Source organism: Serratia sp. Ag1 (assembly GCF_000743355.1).
In the GTDB taxonomy this organism is placed as follows: Bacteria; Pseudomonadota; Gammaproteobacteria; order Enterobacterales; family Enterobacteriaceae; genus Chania.
Genome location: NZ_JQEI01000009.1, coordinates 87,669 through 103,730 on the forward strand (window position 1 = coordinate 87,669; position 16,062 = coordinate 103,730).

The following is a 16,062-nucleotide window of genomic DNA, read 5'->3' on the forward strand; positions in this document are numbered from 1 at the left end:
AAGTAGAAAACGCCGCAATTGCGGCGTTTTTTATTGGCTCTGATTCAGCTTATTTGCCACTGCCAGAGCGGCGTTGCAGCTGATCGCGCAGGTTTGGCGGCGTGCCACGGATGGTCAGCGTATCGGTGGCCGGATCCCAGAAAATGCGCTCACCGAGCAGCATCGCATCAAAATTCAGGCTAATACCGCCCCCGCTACCAGCAAACTTGGTCAGTTGACGCAACGTACCGCGATCTGCCGGGAAACTCTCTTCCAGTTGATAACCCTGTTCGCTGGAAAACTGCAGGAAATCTTTTTCCCCCACGGGAGCAAGCTCTTTTGATAACGCCTGCAGCTCAATTTCCTCCCCCGCCTGCAACTGCTCATTACAGTAACTGTAAACCTGCTGACGCACCGACTGGCGTTCGTTCTTCTCCAACTGCGCATCAGCACAGTAATCGTCAACCGCCTGCAATAAGCCACGGTTTTGCGCCTTGGTATCCAGACCCTCGGCTGCCCCGAGGAAGTCCATAAAGAAATCAGAAACTTTGCGGCCTACGCGGCCCCTGAGGAAGGTCAGGTAACGCATCGATTGCGGGTTAGTTTCCCATTCGGTCAAATCAATACGCGCCACAATATCCGCATGGTTAATATCCAGATAATGCGTCGTGCTGATATCCAGCTCTTCATTAACGCGCATACTGTTGCAACTATTCAGCACGGCAATCAGCAGATACTCCACGGCCAAGAAGCGGTACTGACCAAATAACACCACGCCGCCAGCAGCAAACGGGTATTTGGCCAGTTCGTCACGCAAGCGGCCAGTTGCGGCACGGCTAAACGCCAGGAAGTCTTCATCGCCCTTGCGGCAGGTACGCAACGCATCCGCCAGTTCACTCTCTTCGTTGAACAGGCCATAAGCCTTGCTCTTGGCGCTGTAAACGCGGTGCAGCTCTGCCATCATCTCTTCCACCGCCGCATTGGTGGGGAGAAGGGAATCGCGCAGCACCACATCCAACGTTTGTTCGTCGCGTTTTATTAATTGGTGCAACGCAATCTGGTCGATATCCAGACTCATGATAAATCCTCCTGTTCTTTGAGCGCGTATTCAAGCACTGAAGGCCTCGCCCTGCAACCAGTACCCAATGGATTTCAAGATGCCTGGAGCCTGTTCGCACAAATCAACTTTCCTGTCACTCTACGCGAGAAGGCTATATAAAATAGCGGAAAAACACAGCCCTATACGGTAAGATATTGGACTTTGTCAGGCCTTGAGCACAATCTTTATGCCACAATCATCGCGTTACAGTGACGAACACGTTGAACAATTGCTTTCTGAACTGGTCAATGTTCTCGAAAAACACCATACTCCCACCGATCTCTCTTTGATGGTATTGGGTAATATGGTCACCAACCTGATCAACACCAGTATTGCTCCCGCACAGCGGAAGACACTGGCGAGATCCTTTGCTGAAGCTCTGCAAGCTTCGGTCCGTGAAGACAAAGCGCATTAATAATTATTTATGGTGACAAACCGTCAGCGTTATCGTGAAAAAGTCTCCCAGATGATCAGTTGGGGGCACTGGTTCACCTTATTCAATATCCTGCTCAGTCTCGGGTTGGGCAGCCGCTACCTGTTTGTTGCCGACTGGCCGTCCTCACTGTTTGGGCGCATCTATGCGTTAGTCAGCCTGATTGGGCATTTCAGCTTTATTGTCTTTGCTGCCTACCTGCTGATTATCTTCCCCCTCACCTTTGTGGTGATGTCGCAGCGCCTGCTGCGATTTATTTCTGCCGCGCTGGCCACCGCCGGGCTTACCTTCCTGTTGGTCGACAGCGCAGTCTTTGCCCATTTCCACCTGCATCTTAACCCGGTGGTGTGGGAACTGGTGATCAACCCCGATCAGAGTGAATTGGCGCGCGACTGGCAATTGATGTTTATCTGCGTGCCAGTGATCTTCCTGATTCAAATGCTGTTTGCCACCTGGAGCTGGCAGAAACTGCGCAGCCTTAACCGGCGTAGCTTTGGCAAGCCGCTGGCCGCGTTGTTTATCTGCTCGTTTTTTGCTTCGCATCTGATCTACATTTGGGCAGATGCTAATTTCTATCGCCCAATCACCATGCAACGTGCCAACTTACCGCTCTCTTACCCAATGACTGCGCGTAAGTTCCTGGAAAAACACGGCTTGCTGAATCAGGAGGAGTACGAGCGCCGCCTGATGCAACAGGGTAGCCCTGAAGCCGCAGCCATAGAATATCCGCTCAGCCCGTTGAGCTACCGTGATAAAGGGAGCGGTTATAACCTGTTGATGATTGTGGTCAGCGGCATCCGTACGGCAGATATTGAGCAGGACATGCCCGCCCTGACCCATTTTGCGCAGGAAAATATCCGTTTCAGCAATCATTACAGCTCCGGTAACCAGGCTGACAGCGGCCTTTTTGGCCTGTTCTACGGTATTTCTCCTACCCATCTGGATAGCATTCTGGCTGGACGAAAACCTTCAGCCCTGATTAATGGACTGAGCGCTCAAGGTTATCAATTTGGTCTGTTTTCTTCAGATGGATTCGAGGCCGCGCTGTATCGCCAGGCGCTGTTGAGTGATTTCTCACTGCCTGCCCCTACAGTGCAAAACGATGCAGTCACCACCCAACAGTGGCAACGCTGGCTGGCCGAGCAAAATCATAGTACCCCTTGGTTCTCTTACATCAATTTCCGTGGGGCCGAACTGCAGAAGAATAGTGATAAACCAGATGCCTTTATCCAGCGGTATCGTGCTGGTGCGCAAGATGTCGATGCCCAGATCGCCCAAGTGCTGGCGACGTTGAAAGAAAGAGCGATGCTGGATAATACCGTTGTGGTGATAACAGCAGAGCACGGTGTGGAATTCAACGATACCGGCAACGGAGACTGGGGGGCTGGTACCCGTTTCAACCGCAACCAACTTCAGGTGCCGCTGATCGTTCACTGGCCTGGAACGCCCGCACAAACTATCGATAAACTGACCAGCCACAACGATGTAATGCGCACACTGATGCAGCGCCTGCTACACGTCAGCACCGCTGCGAACGATTACTCGCAAGGTGAAGACCTGTTTGCCGCCCGGCGGAAGAATAATTGGCTTGCTACCGGTAACCGGAGCCTGCTGGTGATCACTACCCCGGCACAAACGCTGACATTAGATAGCAACGGCAGTTATCACGCGTATGATCAGAACGATAAAGAGATAAAAGATGAAAAACCTCAGTTATCACTGTTATTACAGGTGCTGACCGACGTTAAACGCTTTATTGTCAACTAACTGCTTAAATCTAAAGCAATCGGCGATAAGTCATCTTGAATTCACAACGGGAAACGGTAGTATAGGTGCCACTGCGTCGGCATGTAGCGCAGCCTGGTAGCGCACCGTCATGGGGTGTCGGGGGTCGGAGGTTCGAATCCTCTCATGCCGACCAACTTTTTATAGAGAAACCAACCTGTTACGGTTGGTTTTTTTATGCCTGAATTTTTAACATGGTAAAATAATGGTAAAACTCTGGTAAAACTCCCGACGAAAATCACCGGGAGCGCGCTAAGGTTTACTCCCTGGTTTCGTCTGGCGCCAGCTTGCCACCACCTTCCCGTGCAACAACTTACCGTTCTGTCTCTGGTGCTGTCTGCTACGCAGTTTCGACTTCGAGATTTTCCTCATCTTTTACTTGCACAATCCCCTGGCTCTCGGTCAAAATAACTGTATACATAAACAGTTATTTTAAGGTTTTAACGATGTTCGTTGAATTAGTGTTTGATAAGCGCAACGTTACTGGCATTCCAAGAGCTGATGAAATCATTAAGGCCGAGTTGACAAAGCGCGTGCACCGTCTGTTTCCTGACGCCGAGGTGAAAGTAAAACCCATGCAGGCTAACGCTCTGAACTCAGACGCCAGCAAAAGTGACAGAGAGAAATTAAACCGTCTGTTAGAGGAGATGTTCGAGGAAGCCGATCAATGGTTGGCCAATGACATTTAACCTTGGCATTATCCTGCGCCGGTTCAACCAACCGGCGTAATCTGCACCCTCCGCTCTGTTGTTAACAATAATGAAGGGAAACATTTAAGTTTCAGGGTAAAGCCAATCACCAACAAAAAACCCAACAACCGGTAAGATTGTTGGGTTTAATGGACGCTATAAGCGTCTGTATATCTAATTATGGTGCCGGCTACCGGAATCGAACTGGTGACCTACTGATTACAAGTCAGTTGCTCTACCTACTGAGCTAAGCCGGCTAAATTTGGCGGAAGGACAGAGATTCGAACTCTGGGACAGTCGCCCGTCGACGGTTTTCAAGACCGTTGCCTTAAACCACTCGGCCATCCTTCCAATGGGCGCAGATATTAACGATACCGTTATGAAATGTCTACCGTTACTGTGCAAAAAAATACGGAGAAATGTTCACTTGCTTAAATTTCAGACCACTAGTGATTAAAAAATAAAACGCCGCGAGAAAGTGGGGTTCTTTTAAGCAACGCGTGGTGATGAAAAATGCTGATGATAAACACGTAAATCCTTTCGACCCCGATCGCAGATTGTGATAAAAACAGGGTCCATTTGAGCCACTTATGCAAAATCGACTCCGATACCCACATGACTTCCACTTTGTGCAGTGAACAACGCAAGCCTGGTGTCCCTGAGCAGGTCGCCACCCGTTTGGCATTTTTTATCGCTGGCCTTGGTATGGCCGCCTGGGCGCCTTTGGTGCCTTTTGCCAAAACGCGCATCAATATTGATGACGGTTCATTAGGCTTACTGTTGCTGTGCATTGGTGCCGGTTCAATGCTGGCGATGCCGCTGACGGGCCTGTTGACCGGCAAGTTCGGTTGTAGACCGGTGATCCTGCTGGCGGGTATTGTGCTTTGCATCGACTTACCGCTGCTCGTCATCATGGATTCAACCGCAGGAATGGCCTTGGCATTGTTACTGTTTGGTGCTGCAATCGGCATGATTGATGTGGCGATGAATATACAGGCAGTAATTGTTGAACGCGCCAGCGGGCGAGCCATGATGTCCGGTTTTCACGGGTTTTTCAGCGTCGGCGGTATTGTGGGAGCAGGCGGCGTCAGTGCGTTATTATGGATAGGGTTCGGCCCGCTTCAAGCCACGCTGATTGCCGTCGTGATGATTTTAGCGTTACTTGCAATCGCCAGTAAAAACCTGCTGCGAGAAAACGGCGGGGATGCCGATGGCCCGATGTTTGTACTGCCGCGTGGCTGGGTGATGTTCATTGGTGTACTGTGCTTTATTATGTTTCTGGCTGAAGGCTCGATGCTTGATTGGAGCGCGCTGTTCCTGAGCACATTACGTGGGATGGATCATAGCCAAGCGGGCTTGGGATATGCTCTGTTCTCCATCACTATGACGCTCGGCAGGCTGAATGGTGACCGGATAGTCAATGCGATGGGAAGATACAAAGTGCTGTTACTCGGCAGCCTGTGTGCAGCCCTCGGGTTAGCGCTGGCCATCGCCATCGACAACGTGATTACCGCGCTGTTTGGCTTTATGCTGGTCGGCATTGGTGCTTCCAACGTGGTCCCTATCTTGTTTACCGCAGCCGGGAACCAACAGGCCATGCCCGCCAATCTGGCGATCGCTTCGGTGACCACCGTCGGTTATGCCGGTATCCTCGCAGGGCCTGCGCTAATCGGCTTTATCGCCCAGCTTTCCAGCCTGACGTTTGCCCTGGCCTGCGTCGCCGCTTTGTTGCTGGTTGTTACTGCGAGCGCTAAAGCGGTCACTCGCTAATTCAGACATGGGCTGCCTAGATATCGGAAGTACTTAGCGTTGCAGGTAGGCAGCACGCACCGCTAACTCACTGCAGCCTCAAGGACAAAGGGTATAATGCAAAATAAACGACTGACTATCAGTTCCAGCTACATCACCCGCTGTTTCTGGCTATTCATCGTGCTGCTGGTTATAGCTCTTGGTCTGTATGGCTACAACTACACCAATGCTTATTTGACGGAAAAAAAGTATTCCGTCAACACCATCGCGAATACCCTGCAAAAGCGGATTGATAACTACCGGTATATCACTTACCAGATCTACGACAGATTCGGCAACACAGTAGCGCACCCCACCGAGAATCTGCAGGCAGTTCGTCTGCACCCAGACATTTACTACGTTGAAAAACCGCGCAAAAAAACCGACGCAGTGATTTTTGGCAACCACGATATCAACACGTTGGCAATGATCGTCAATATTTCTAGCTTTCTGGATATCCGCTGGGGCGCAAAGAACGAAATTTATACCATGTACTACCTGAACGGACAGGATAACAGCCTGAGCCTGGTAACAACCCAATCGCTGAAAGAACTGACTTCACGCCTGAAAGAGAGTTACCTAACCACGTTAGCCTCTGAGCGTCGGGCAGAAATGCTGCAGCAAGCCAATATGCTGGACGAGCGCGAAAGCTTTTCCGGCCTGCGCAAGCAACGTTTTCAAAATTCTTACTCATTTTCGATCCGCACGACCTTCAATCAACCGGGGCATCTGGCTACGGTAATCGCGTTTGATCTGCCGATTAGCGACATTATTCCTACCCATATGACTCGCTCCAACTTTCTGCTGTTACCTGATGATGGCGATATAGATGAAAGCGCAGTGACCAATGAAACAGTGACCAATGCCAACGCCATGTTGAAAGGCAGTTGGGTCGAATTCAGCGTTACCCTGCCTAACGCGCCACTAAAACTGGTTTACCGCGTTTCTGCCATCAATCTGGCCATTGACCTGCTACGCAACAACATCTGGTTGCTGGGGGTGAATCTACTGTTGATGGCGCTATCGATGATGGGCATTTATTTTATCCGCCAACAGTACATTCGGCCTAGCGAGAGTATGGCCGTTGAATTGGAAGAGGTGCGGGCCTTGAATCAGGAAATTGTCGCCCACCTCCCTTTAGGGTTGCTCGTGTATGACTTCTCCAGCAGCAGCATGATTGCCAGCAACAAAATCGCCGAGCACCTGCTGCCGCACCTCAGCCTGCAAAAAGTCGCGCATATGGCAGAGCAGCACCATGGGGTGATTCAGGTCACGGTGAATAACGAGGTGTATGAGATTCGGATTTTCCCCAGCCAATTGTCGCCAGAAACCTATCTGTTCCTGTTAAACGATCAGGACAAAGAAGTCATGGTGAACAAAAGGTTGCAGTTGGCCCGCCGCGAATACGACAAGAATGTCCAAGCACGCAAGCTGATGCTGCATAATCTGGGTATCGAACTCAATCAGCCCGTGCAACAGATACACGATCTGGCCGAACACCTGCAGACGCCAGCAGACCAAGAACAGCAGCAGCTACTGCTCAGCCAGCTCAGTCTGGCGTCGTCGTCAGTACTGAACCTGATCGAAAATATCACCTTGCTCACCCGGTTAGAAACTCAGGAATGGCAGCCTAACCCACAGCCCTTCAGCCCATTGGCCTTGATAGATGAGCTGTTGCAAAATGCCCTGCCAGCGCTCAATCATAAAGGATTGGCGTTGTTCAGCCATTTCCAGTTGGATGTCAACCAGCAATACATCGGCGATATCCAGGCTCTGCGCAAAATCATTTCGTTGCTGATGCACTACGCTATTATCACTACCGCCTGCGGCAAAATTACGCTGATTGCCCAACATGAGGCCGATCGCCCTGACCACCTGGTATTCCATATCAACGACACAGGTTCGGGGATTTCCAATGAAGAAATCAGCAATCTGACTTACCCTTTCCTCAGCCAGACGCTGTCCGATCGCTTCAACCAAGGTTCAGGATTGACCTTCTTCTTGTGCAATCAACTGTGTAAAAAGCTGAATGGTAAGTTGGATATTCACAGCAAAATCGACATCGGTACGCGTTATACCATCCGCGTCACCTTGAAGATGCAAGAGAATGAGCAGGCGGAAGAGGCCCAGGAAAAATTGCTGGATGGGGTAACGGCACTGTTAGATATCACCTCAGAAGAAGTTCGCAGCATTGTCACCCGCCTGCTGAATGCTTACGGTGCTGATTGCCTCATTGCCGAAGAACAGCAGAGCCAGCGTAATTATGATGTGCTGCTCACCGATAACCCGCAGCGTGCCGATAACTATACGTTGCTGCTAGCCAGTGATGAAACAGGCTGGCAACGGCTCGACAAACATTACATCCGGGTCAACTACAATCTTGGTAGCGCGATGATTGACGCTATACTGATGTTGATGGAACAGCAGATGGCCGAGCTGGATCCGGAGGAAAACCCGCTATCTTTGCGGAGCGCAGATATCCAACACTATGAAAAACAATTGAAATCAAGCGATTACTATAGTTTGTTTATCGATACAGTACCCGATGATGTCAAAAAACTGTATACTGAGGCGGACAGCAGTGATTTTGCTTCGTTAGCCCAAACCGCACACCGCCTGAAAGGCGTGTTTGCTATGTTAAATCTGCTTCCCGGCAAGCAATTGTGTGAATCGTTAGAACAGCACATCGCGGACGGTGATGCGCTTAAGATCGAGAATAACATCAGTCAGATTGATTTTTTCATCAGTAGACTGCTGCAGCAAGGTAGCCAACAACATGAATAACCTGAACGTAATTATTGCTGATGACCATCCTATCGTACTGTTTGGCATCCGGAAGTCACTTGAGCAAATTGAATGGGTGAATGTCGTTGGGGAGTTTGAAGACTCGACAGCACTGATTAACAATCTGTCCAAGCTGGATGCCAACGTCCTGATCACAGATCTCTCCATGCCTGGCGATAAATATGGCGACGGCATCACGCTAATTAAATATATCAAACGCCATTATCCGCAATTGTCGATCATTGTTCTGACCATGAACAATAACCCGGCAATTCTCAGTGCCGTGTTGGATTTAGACATCGAAGGTATCGTGCTGAAGCAAGGCGCGCCGACCGATCTGCCTAAGGCTCTGGCTGCATTGCAGAAAGGCAAGAAATTTACGCCAGAGAGCGTTTCCAAACTGCTGGAGAAAATTAACGCCAGTGGCTACGGTGACAAACGTCTTTCGCCAAAAGAGAGTGAAGTATTGCGGCTGTTTGCCGAAGGTTTCTTGGTGACCGAGATCGCCAAAAAGCTGAACCGCAGCATTAAAACCATCAGTAGCCAGAAGAAATCGGCGATGATGAAGCTGGGCGTTGATAATGACATTGCCCTGCTTAACTATCTCTCATCCGTCAGCATGACGCAGTTGGATAAAGACTAAGTTTCTTGAGAGTGAACGTTAAAGGGCGCATTGATAATCATGCGCCCTTTTGTTTTTTATGTTTCTTCTACTTCAAGCCTTTGCTGCCGCACCTGCTGGCTGTAGTAGGACAAGGTCTGATTAAGCGTTTCCAGCGTTACCGGCTTCGCCAGGCAGTCGTCCATTCCAGCTTCAATACAGCGCTGTTTCTCTTCGGCTAAAGCGTTAGCCGTCACACCAATCACTGGCGCAATAAAATACTGTTGCCGCAGGCGCTGGGTTAAACGATAACCATCCATATTTGGCATGTTTACATCCGTCAGCACGATATCAACCCTGTTGTGATTCAATACACCCAACGCATCGACCCCATCGTTAGCGGTAATCACCTGATAACCCAGCGAAGTCAACTGATCCGATAACAAACGACGGTTGATTGGATGATCGTCTACAACCAGTAACAGGATATCTCCGTTATCCACCTCACAGACTTTCGCGGATAATGACAGTGGCACCAAGGGTTTTGGGTATTCGATATCAACGCCAAACAGGCGATTCAACACCACAATGCTATCCCGCGACATCGAGGTGCTATGCATCCAGTATCCTGGGCGAGTTTCCAGTGGAGGCCCGATATGCGCGATAGAGAATTCAATTTGCGCCAGCAACGGCGTCGCTATTTGCAATGGATGGTCACTGAGCAGCACATCACCCGAAGCCGTATCTTGCCCTTCATAGCGCAAAATGCTGGCACCATATCCCTCAAGCATGCTCAGCAGATAACTTTCCAGCCGTTGGTTGCGGATCTGCAACCACAGGGTTTTCCCCAACCAGGTATCGCTAGCCTGCGGCTGCGGGAATTGCGCGCCAAACAAGGGAATACGGATGTTGAACATGCTGCCAAGCCCCGGCTCAGACTCTACGGCAATATCGCCGTCCATCAGGTTGACCAGCTTCTCACAAATCGCCAACCCCAACCCAGTGCCCTGGAAATGACGCTGCACTCCACTGCCAACCTGGAAAAAGGGATCAAACAGACGAGGGATTTCTTTCACTGGGATGCCCACCCCGGTATCCCGCACGCTGAACTCCAGGTAGTTGTTGCAGGTGCGAACCTGCAAAGTGATGCAACCGGTGTCGGTAAACTTGATCGCATTACTCAGCAGATTGGATAAAACCTGCTGCAAACGCACCGGATCACCATTAATGCGCTCAGGAACATTGCGTTCGATAAAACAGTACAGCCCGAGGTGTTTCTTCACCACCAGCGGTAAATAGTTACCTGCAATATGCGTGATCACTTCCAGGCAAGAGAATTCGCGCGGTTCAATTTTTAACTGCTCAGACTCAATCTTGGAGAAATCCAGGATGTCGCTGATGATCTTCAGCAACAGCCCCGATGAGTTGTTCATCGCATTCACCAAGCGCTCTACCCCAGATGGTAGCTCCTTGGTTTGTAGCAAATCCAGGTTACCGATAATGCCGTACAGCGGGGTGCGCAGTTCATGGCTGACGGTGGCCAGGAACATCGACTTGGACTGGCTGGCCTGCTCTGCCGCTGCCGCCATCTCCTGCAACGACTCCTCCATCTTCACGCGGGCACTCACATCCACCAGCACACAGATCGCCACGTCTTCGTTGCGATAGCGGGAATGCACAAAGCTGATTTGCAAGTTATTGTTATTACTGGTCATTACATCAACAAAATTAACCTGCTGCCCACAAATAATGCGCGTAATGCGTTCACGGTCTTCGTGGGTCAACAGGTTGATATAGTTGTGTGCCAGTTCATTACTCAGAATATTGCTGCCGTCGCTGATACGCAAAATACAGATCCCTACCGGAGCAGAGGCCACGATCTTGCGGTTGAACTGTTCATGCTCCTCCAAACGGAAAGCATTCTCCTCTGCGGGCAGGAACATTTTGCGCTCAAACAACCACGCCAGGCTGAACAACACAAATGCCGACAAAAGGTTTAGCAGCACAGCATTGAGGATCAATACTTTAAAACGCTCCGCGACGCTCTTCACTGGCAGTGAATACACAATACTGAGCGATGAAGGTGCCAATGCCTTTTTCATGATCAGATCGTGATAGCTATCAACATAGCCAAAATATGCATGAGCCTGTGGATACATCGCGAGTGAGGATGCATAACGCTCGCCATTGGTCAGGCGCAACACCGGTTCATTGTTATCGTCCAGCAACGTGACGCCAACCGGCAGGCTGCCAGAAGTGACAAAGTCTTCCAAACGAATAACTTGCTCAATCCCCAGCAACGCTTGCAGCTTGTTGCCAATATAGACCGGTGTCATTACATACAAATAGCCAACGTCAGGTCGTTGAGTGCTGGGGTTAATCCAGTAGAGATCGTTGCTCTTATCGGGGTTGCTGGCACTACGGTACTTCAGAATCTGCTCATGCAGAGATTTCAGGACATTTGGCCGATCAGCCATACTGCTACTGTTGCTACCAAATTCTGCCAAGCACAGGCTTTCACCGCCAATGAAAAAAACCCGGTTGAAATCATAGGCAGCAACAAAGTTTTCTTTCCAGTATTGGAGTTGGCTGTTCAGCGAGGAGAGAGACTCATGATCAACACTACTGAGCTCACAATTGGATTCGGGGTAAAGCGGTATAAACTTTAACGAGGCTTTTTTAGCATCAACCTCATCAATCAACACATCCCGGTTGCCAGCCGAAAGATTGAGATGGTTCTCCGCCATATATTTGATATCACGAATGATGTCAGAAGAATGGCGAAAATATCCCTGAGCCTGATCGAAGTTGAGGTTAAACTCCTGCCGAATATCCGACTCTTTCTCGTGCAAAATATCCAGAATATAGAACATAGTCAGCAGCGCACCCAACGACCACAGCATGAGCGCCAGTACCCGGAAAAGATAACGGGAAATCTTTAAAGTGGTGCGGAAAGAGGCTAAATATGTCAATCGGGTACCATATCAAGATGAGTGGTAACGCGCGTGTTCATCGCCAAAATGACTATACCCGTCATACTTCAAGGAAACACCGCTGGAATCATATATCGGCAATTAAACCATATAACTGAAAAAGGGCCTAGCATCGCTGCCAAGCCCTTTGTTTCACCATCGATAACGGGATCACCGCTATCTACGGCAAGCCTTATGCGTTTTCATCATCTACGTCATCAGGCGTGATGTCGTCACCGTCATCAAGCGGCGCACTCTCTTCTTCCGCTTCCGCCACGCCCGGCTCGAGGCTGTCCAACTCCTCATCCTCTACCGGTTCAGCGACACGCTGCAAGCCAACCACATTCTCGCCTTCAGCAGTACGGATCAGCGTTACGCCCTGAGTATTACGGCCAACCACGCTGACTTCCGCGACACGCGTGCGCACCAACGTACCGGCATCGGTGATCATCATGATCTGATCGGTAGTCTCTACCTGTACAGCACCTACCACCGGGCCATTACGCTCGCTCACTTTGATCGAGATAACGCCTTGAGTTGCACGTGACTTGGTCGGGTACTCAGTAACCGCAGTGCGTTTACCGTAACCGTTCTGGGTCACCGTCAGGATGTCACCTTCACCACGTGGAATAATCAGAGACACCACGCAGCTGCCTTCGGCCAGATTGATCCCACGAACACCGGTGGCTGTACGGCCCATTGAGCGCACCTGCTCCTCAGGGAAACGCACCACTTTACCGTTGGAAGAGAACAGCATGACTTCGTTGCTGCCATCGGTCAGATCCACACCGATCAGTTCGTCACCTTCGTTGAGGTTAACGGCGATAATCCCCGCACTGCGCGGACGGCTGAATTCGACCAGCGCGGTTTTCTTCACGGTGCCGCTGGCGGTGGCCATAAACACGTGGCGACCTTCTTCATACTCGCGTACTGGCAGAATAGCGGTAATACGCTCGTTAGCTTCCAGCGGCAACAGGTTGACGATTGGCCGACCACGCGCGCCACGGCTGGCTTCAGGCAATTGATACACCTTCATCCAGTACAAGCGACCACGGCTGGAGAAGCACAGGATGGTATCGTGGGTGTTGGCCACCAGCAGACGATCGATAAAGTCTTCTTCTTTAATCCGCGCGGCGGACTTGCCTTTACCACCACGGCGCTGTGCTTCATAGTCGGTCAGCGGCTGGTATTTCACGTAGCCCTGATGCGACAGCGTGACCACCACATCTTCCTGGTTGATCAGATCTTCAATATTGATATCAGACGTGTTGGCTGTGATTTCGGTGCGGCGATTATCACCGAACTGATCGCGAACCGCTTCCAGCTCTTCGCGAATCACTTCCATCAGACGATCCGGGTTTTCCAGAATAAAGATCAGCCCAGCGATCACGTTCAGCAGCTCTTTATATTCGTCCAGCAGCTTTTCATGTTCCAGGCCGGTCAGTTTCTGCAGGCGCAGATCCAGAATCGCCTGAGCCTGCTGCTCGGTCAGGTAGTATCTGCCATCACGGATACCGAACTCCGGCTCCAACCATTCCGGGCGCGCAGCATCGTCACCGGCACGCTCCAGCATGGCGGCCACGTTACCCAGTTCCCAAGGCTGCGCAATCAGCGCAACTTTTGCTTCGGCTGGGGTTGGCGCGCGGCGGATCAGCTCGATAATCGGATCAATGTTGGCCAACGCAATCGCCAACGCCTCAAGGATATGCGCACGATCGCGAGCCTTACGCAGTTCGAAAATGGTACGGCGGGTAACCACTTCGCGGCGATGGCGTACAAACGCCTTCAGAATATCTTTCAGGTTCAACAGTTTCGGCTGGCCCTGATGCAGCGCCACCATGTTGATACCAAAAGTCACCTGTAGCTGAGTCAGCGAATACAGGTTGTTCAGCACCACTTCGCCCACCGCGTCGCGTTTGACCTCAATCACGATGCGCATGCCGTCTTTGTCAGACTCGTCACGCAGCGCGCTAATGCCTTCAACGCGTTTTTCTTTCACCAGCTCGGCAATTTTCTCGATCAGGCGCGCTTTGTTCACCTGATACGGGATTTCATGCACGATGATGGTTTCGCGGCCAGTTTTGGCGTCGGCTTCCACTTCGGCCCGGGCGCGGATATACACTTTGCCACGGCCAGTACGATAAGCCTCTTCGATCCCACGGCGACCATTGATGATCGCCGCCGTCGGGAAGTCTGGGCCTGGAATGTGTTCCATCAGCCCTTCGATGCTGATGTTTTCATCATCGATATAGGCCAGGCAACCGCTGATAACCTCAGACAGGTTATGCGGTGGAATGTTGGTCGCCATACCTACAGCGATACCGGATGAACCGTTGACCAGCAGGTTTGGGATCTTGGTCGGCATCACCGCCGGGATCTGCTCGGTGCCGTCGTAGTTTGGCACGAAGTCGACGGTTTCTTTTTCCAGATCCGCCAGCAGTTCGTGGGCAATTTTCGACATGCGTACTTCGGTGTAACGCATTGCCGCGGCGGAGTCGCCATCGACAGAACCGAAGTTACCCTGGCCGTCTACCAACATGTAGCGCAGCGAAAACGGTTGGGCCATGCGGACAATGGTGTCATAAACCGCGCTGTCACCGTGCGGGTGGTATTTACCGATGACGTCCCCAACGACACGGGCCGATTTCTTGTAGGGTTTATTCCAGTCGTTACCCAATACATTCATCGCGTACAGAACGCGGCGGTGTACCGGCTTCAGTCCATCACGAACATCTGGCAGCGCACGCCCGACAATAACGGACATCGCATAATCCAGATACGAGCTTTTCAGCTCTTCTTCGATATTTACCGGTGTGATTTCTCTGGCAAGGTCGCTCATGGAGCTGCTATCCCTCATACTGAATGATTCATCTGCCCTGGCATAGTGCCAAAGGGGTGAAACTATATCACAAAGCGCGCTTTACGGGAAAATATACCCGGCAACTTAGCGTTATTGGGGCTACTGCACCGGAACATGTATAATCCGCACAATAGAAAACAAGGAGCTAATAACGCCCATGAATGCAGAATCATCCCGCCACGTGCAAAACGTTGATCACCAAGAGATCGCCAAGTTTGAGGCTGTAGCCTCGCGCTGGTGGGATTTGGAAGGTGAATTTAAACCGCTGCACCGAATTAATCCACTGCGGTTGAATTATATCATGCAACGCGCAAACGGCATTTTTGGTAAAACGGTGCTTGATGTCGGCTGTGGCGGCGGCATTCTGGCAGAAAGTATGGCGCGTGAAGGGGCTAATGTCACCGGCCTGGATATGGGCGCAGAACCGCTGCAGGTGGCGCGTCTGCATGCCCTGGAAAGCGGCATCAATGTAACCTACGTTCAGGAAACGGTAGAAAGCCATGCACAGGCTCATCCGCAGCAGTACGACATCGTCACCTGCATGGAACTGCTTGAGCACGTTCCCGACCCAGCTTCCGTCGTCCGCGCCTGTGCACATCTGGTCAAACCCGGCGGCCATGTATTCTTCTCCACCATTAACCGCAATACCAAAGCCTGGCTGATGGCGGTGATCGGGGCAGAGTACGTGCTCAAAATGGTGCCTCAGGGCACGCATGATCACAAAAAGTTTATCCGCCCTTCCGAGCTGATGGGTTGGGTGGATGACACCCCACTGCGTGAACAGCACATGATTGGCCTGCATTACAACCCGATTACCGACCATTTCAAACTGGGCCACAACGTTGATGTGAATTACATGGTTCATACTCAGCACGAAGGTTAACCGTTTACAGCATACCGGAGCTGGCGTTGCTGGCTCCGGTAACATCCCGGCTTAAGATAAATACCTAATTTATCGATTTCGTTCAAAAAATACGATGTAAAGGGTTTTTAAGAATATTAAGTCAGATCAATATGCCACTTTTTTCTAACGTTTAATAAAACGGCAAACGATCACAATTTCTGGATTCCA

Annotated in this window: 10 protein-coding genes and 3 tRNA genes; 8 read left to right on the forward strand and 5 right to left on the reverse strand. The window is 50.8% G+C overall.

The features are described 5' to 3' along the window. Nucleotides 1–49: 49 nt before the first annotated feature. The gene (gene yejK, locus IV04_RS05605; protein WP_037402350.1) at nt 50–1,057 is read right to left on the reverse strand and encodes a nucleoid-associated protein YejK; all 1,008 of its coding nucleotides are present in this window, start codon (nt 1,055–1,057) and stop codon (nt 50–52) included. A gap of 208 nt (nt 1,058–1,265) precedes the next feature. On the opposite strand from yejK, the gene IV04_RS05610 reads away from it, so the two are divergent. The 4 genes from IV04_RS05610 to IV04_RS05625 all read left to right on the forward strand — a co-directional run bounded on the left by IV04_RS05610 (nt 1,266) and on the right by IV04_RS05625 (nt 3,985). After that, nucleotides 1,266–1,493, forward strand: coding sequence for a YejL family protein (locus IV04_RS05610; RefSeq protein WP_037402352.1), 228 nt, complete (start codon nt 1,266–1,268; stop codon nt 1,491–1,493). 9 nt (nt 1,494–1,502) lie between these two features. Beyond that, nucleotides 1,503–3,278 (forward strand): LPS biosynthesis-modulating metalloenzyme YejM, encoded by a 1,776-nt coding sequence (gene yejM / locus IV04_RS05615; RefSeq protein WP_037402354.1) that lies wholly within the window; start codon nt 1,503–1,505, stop codon nt 3,276–3,278. 77 nt (nt 3,279–3,355) lie between these two features. Next, nucleotides 3,356–3,432: transfer RNA gene (locus IV04_RS05620), tRNA-Pro, on the forward strand. Nucleotides 3,433–3,742: 310 nt separating this feature from the next. Further along, the gene (locus IV04_RS05625) at nt 3,743–3,985 is read left to right on the forward strand and encodes a DinI family protein (RefSeq protein ID WP_037402356.1); all 243 of its coding nucleotides are present in this window, start codon (nt 3,743–3,745) and stop codon (nt 3,983–3,985) included. A 181-nt stretch (nt 3,986–4,166) separates the two neighbouring features. On the opposite strand, the gene IV04_RS05630 is transcribed toward IV04_RS05625, so the two are convergent. Together IV04_RS05630 and IV04_RS05635 are read right to left on the reverse strand one after the other, a co-directional pair. Further along, a tRNA-Thr gene (locus tag IV04_RS05630) sits at nt 4,167–4,242 on the reverse strand. Nucleotides 4,243–4,248: 6 nt separating this feature from the next. Next, nucleotides 4,249–4,336, reverse strand: a tRNA-Ser gene (locus tag IV04_RS05635). Nucleotides 4,337–4,600: 264 nt separating this feature from the next. On the opposite strand from IV04_RS05635, the gene IV04_RS05640 reads away from it, so the two are divergent. From IV04_RS05640 to rcsB, 3 genes are all read left to right on the forward strand, one after another. Then, entirely contained in the window at nt 4,601–5,755 is a 1,155-nt protein-coding gene (locus tag IV04_RS05640; protein ID WP_037402358.1) for an MFS transporter, read from the forward strand. A 96-nt stretch (nt 5,756–5,851) separates the two neighbouring features. Beyond that, nucleotides 5,852–8,557 carry a phosphotransferase RcsD gene (gene rcsD / locus IV04_RS05645; protein WP_037402361.1) on the forward strand — a complete coding sequence of 902 codons (2,706 nt, stop codon included), beginning with the start codon at nt 5,852–5,854 and terminating at the stop codon, nt 8,555–8,557. Next, nucleotides 8,550–9,200: a response regulator transcription factor RcsB gene (gene rcsB / locus IV04_RS05650; RefSeq protein ID WP_025122830.1), complete on the forward strand. Its 651-nt coding sequence runs from the start codon at nt 8,550–8,552 to the stop codon at nt 9,198–9,200. The genes rcsD and rcsB overlap by 8 nt, the downstream gene beginning before the upstream one ends. A gap of 56 nt (nt 9,201–9,256) precedes the next feature. Here the strand turns inward: rcsB and rcsC are convergent, their stop codons facing one another. Next, a complete protein-coding gene (rcsC, locus tag IV04_RS05655; RefSeq protein WP_037402365.1) occupies nt 9,257–12,130 on the reverse strand; it encodes a two-component system sensor histidine kinase RcsC in 2,874 nt (957 codons plus the stop codon). Between the two features lie 193 nt (nt 12,131–12,323). Then, nucleotides 12,324–14,969, reverse strand: a complete 2,646-nt coding sequence (gene gyrA, locus IV04_RS05660; protein ID WP_037402368.1) for a DNA topoisomerase (ATP-hydrolyzing) subunit A — start codon at nt 14,967–14,969, stop codon at nt 12,324–12,326. 178 nt (nt 14,970–15,147) lie between these two features. Here gyrA and ubiG point away from each other — a divergent pair, with 178 nt between their 5' ends. Continuing rightward, nucleotides 15,148–15,873 carry a bifunctional 2-polyprenyl-6-hydroxyphenol methylase/3-demethylubiquinol 3-O-methyltransferase UbiG gene (ubiG, locus tag IV04_RS05665; protein WP_037402371.1) on the forward strand — a complete coding sequence of 242 codons (726 nt, stop codon included), beginning with the start codon at nt 15,148–15,150 and terminating at the stop codon, nt 15,871–15,873. Nucleotides 15,874–16,062: the final 189 nt, after the last annotated feature.

Excerpts from the sequence above, each read along its gene's own strand:
- yejK (WP_037402350.1), bottom strand. The coding sequence starts at position 1,057 with ATGAGTCTGGATATCGACCAGATTGCGTTGCACCAATTAATAAAACGC.
- IV04_RS05610 (WP_037402352.1), top strand. The coding sequence starts at position 1,266 with ATGCCACAATCATCGCGTTACAGTGACGAACACGTTGAACAATTGCTT.
- yejM (WP_037402354.1), top strand. The coding sequence starts at position 1,503 with ATGGTGACAAACCGTCAGCGTTATCGTGAAAAAGTCTCCCAGATGATC.
- IV04_RS05625 (WP_037402356.1), top strand. The coding sequence starts at position 3,743 with ATGTTCGTTGAATTAGTGTTTGATAAGCGCAACGTTACTGGCATTCCA.
- IV04_RS05640 (WP_037402358.1), top strand. The coding sequence starts at position 4,601 with ATGACTTCCACTTTGTGCAGTGAACAACGCAAGCCTGGTGTCCCTGAG.
- rcsD (WP_037402361.1), top strand. The coding sequence starts at position 5,852 with ATGCAAAATAAACGACTGACTATCAGTTCCAGCTACATCACCCGCTGT.
- rcsB (WP_025122830.1), top strand. The coding sequence starts at position 8,550 with ATGAATAACCTGAACGTAATTATTGCTGATGACCATCCTATCGTACTG.
- gyrA (WP_037402368.1), bottom strand. The coding sequence starts at position 14,969 with ATGAGCGACCTTGCCAGAGAAATCACACCGGTAAATATCGAAGAAGAG.
- ubiG (WP_037402371.1), top strand. The coding sequence starts at position 15,148 with ATGAATGCAGAATCATCCCGCCACGTGCAAAACGTTGATCACCAAGAG.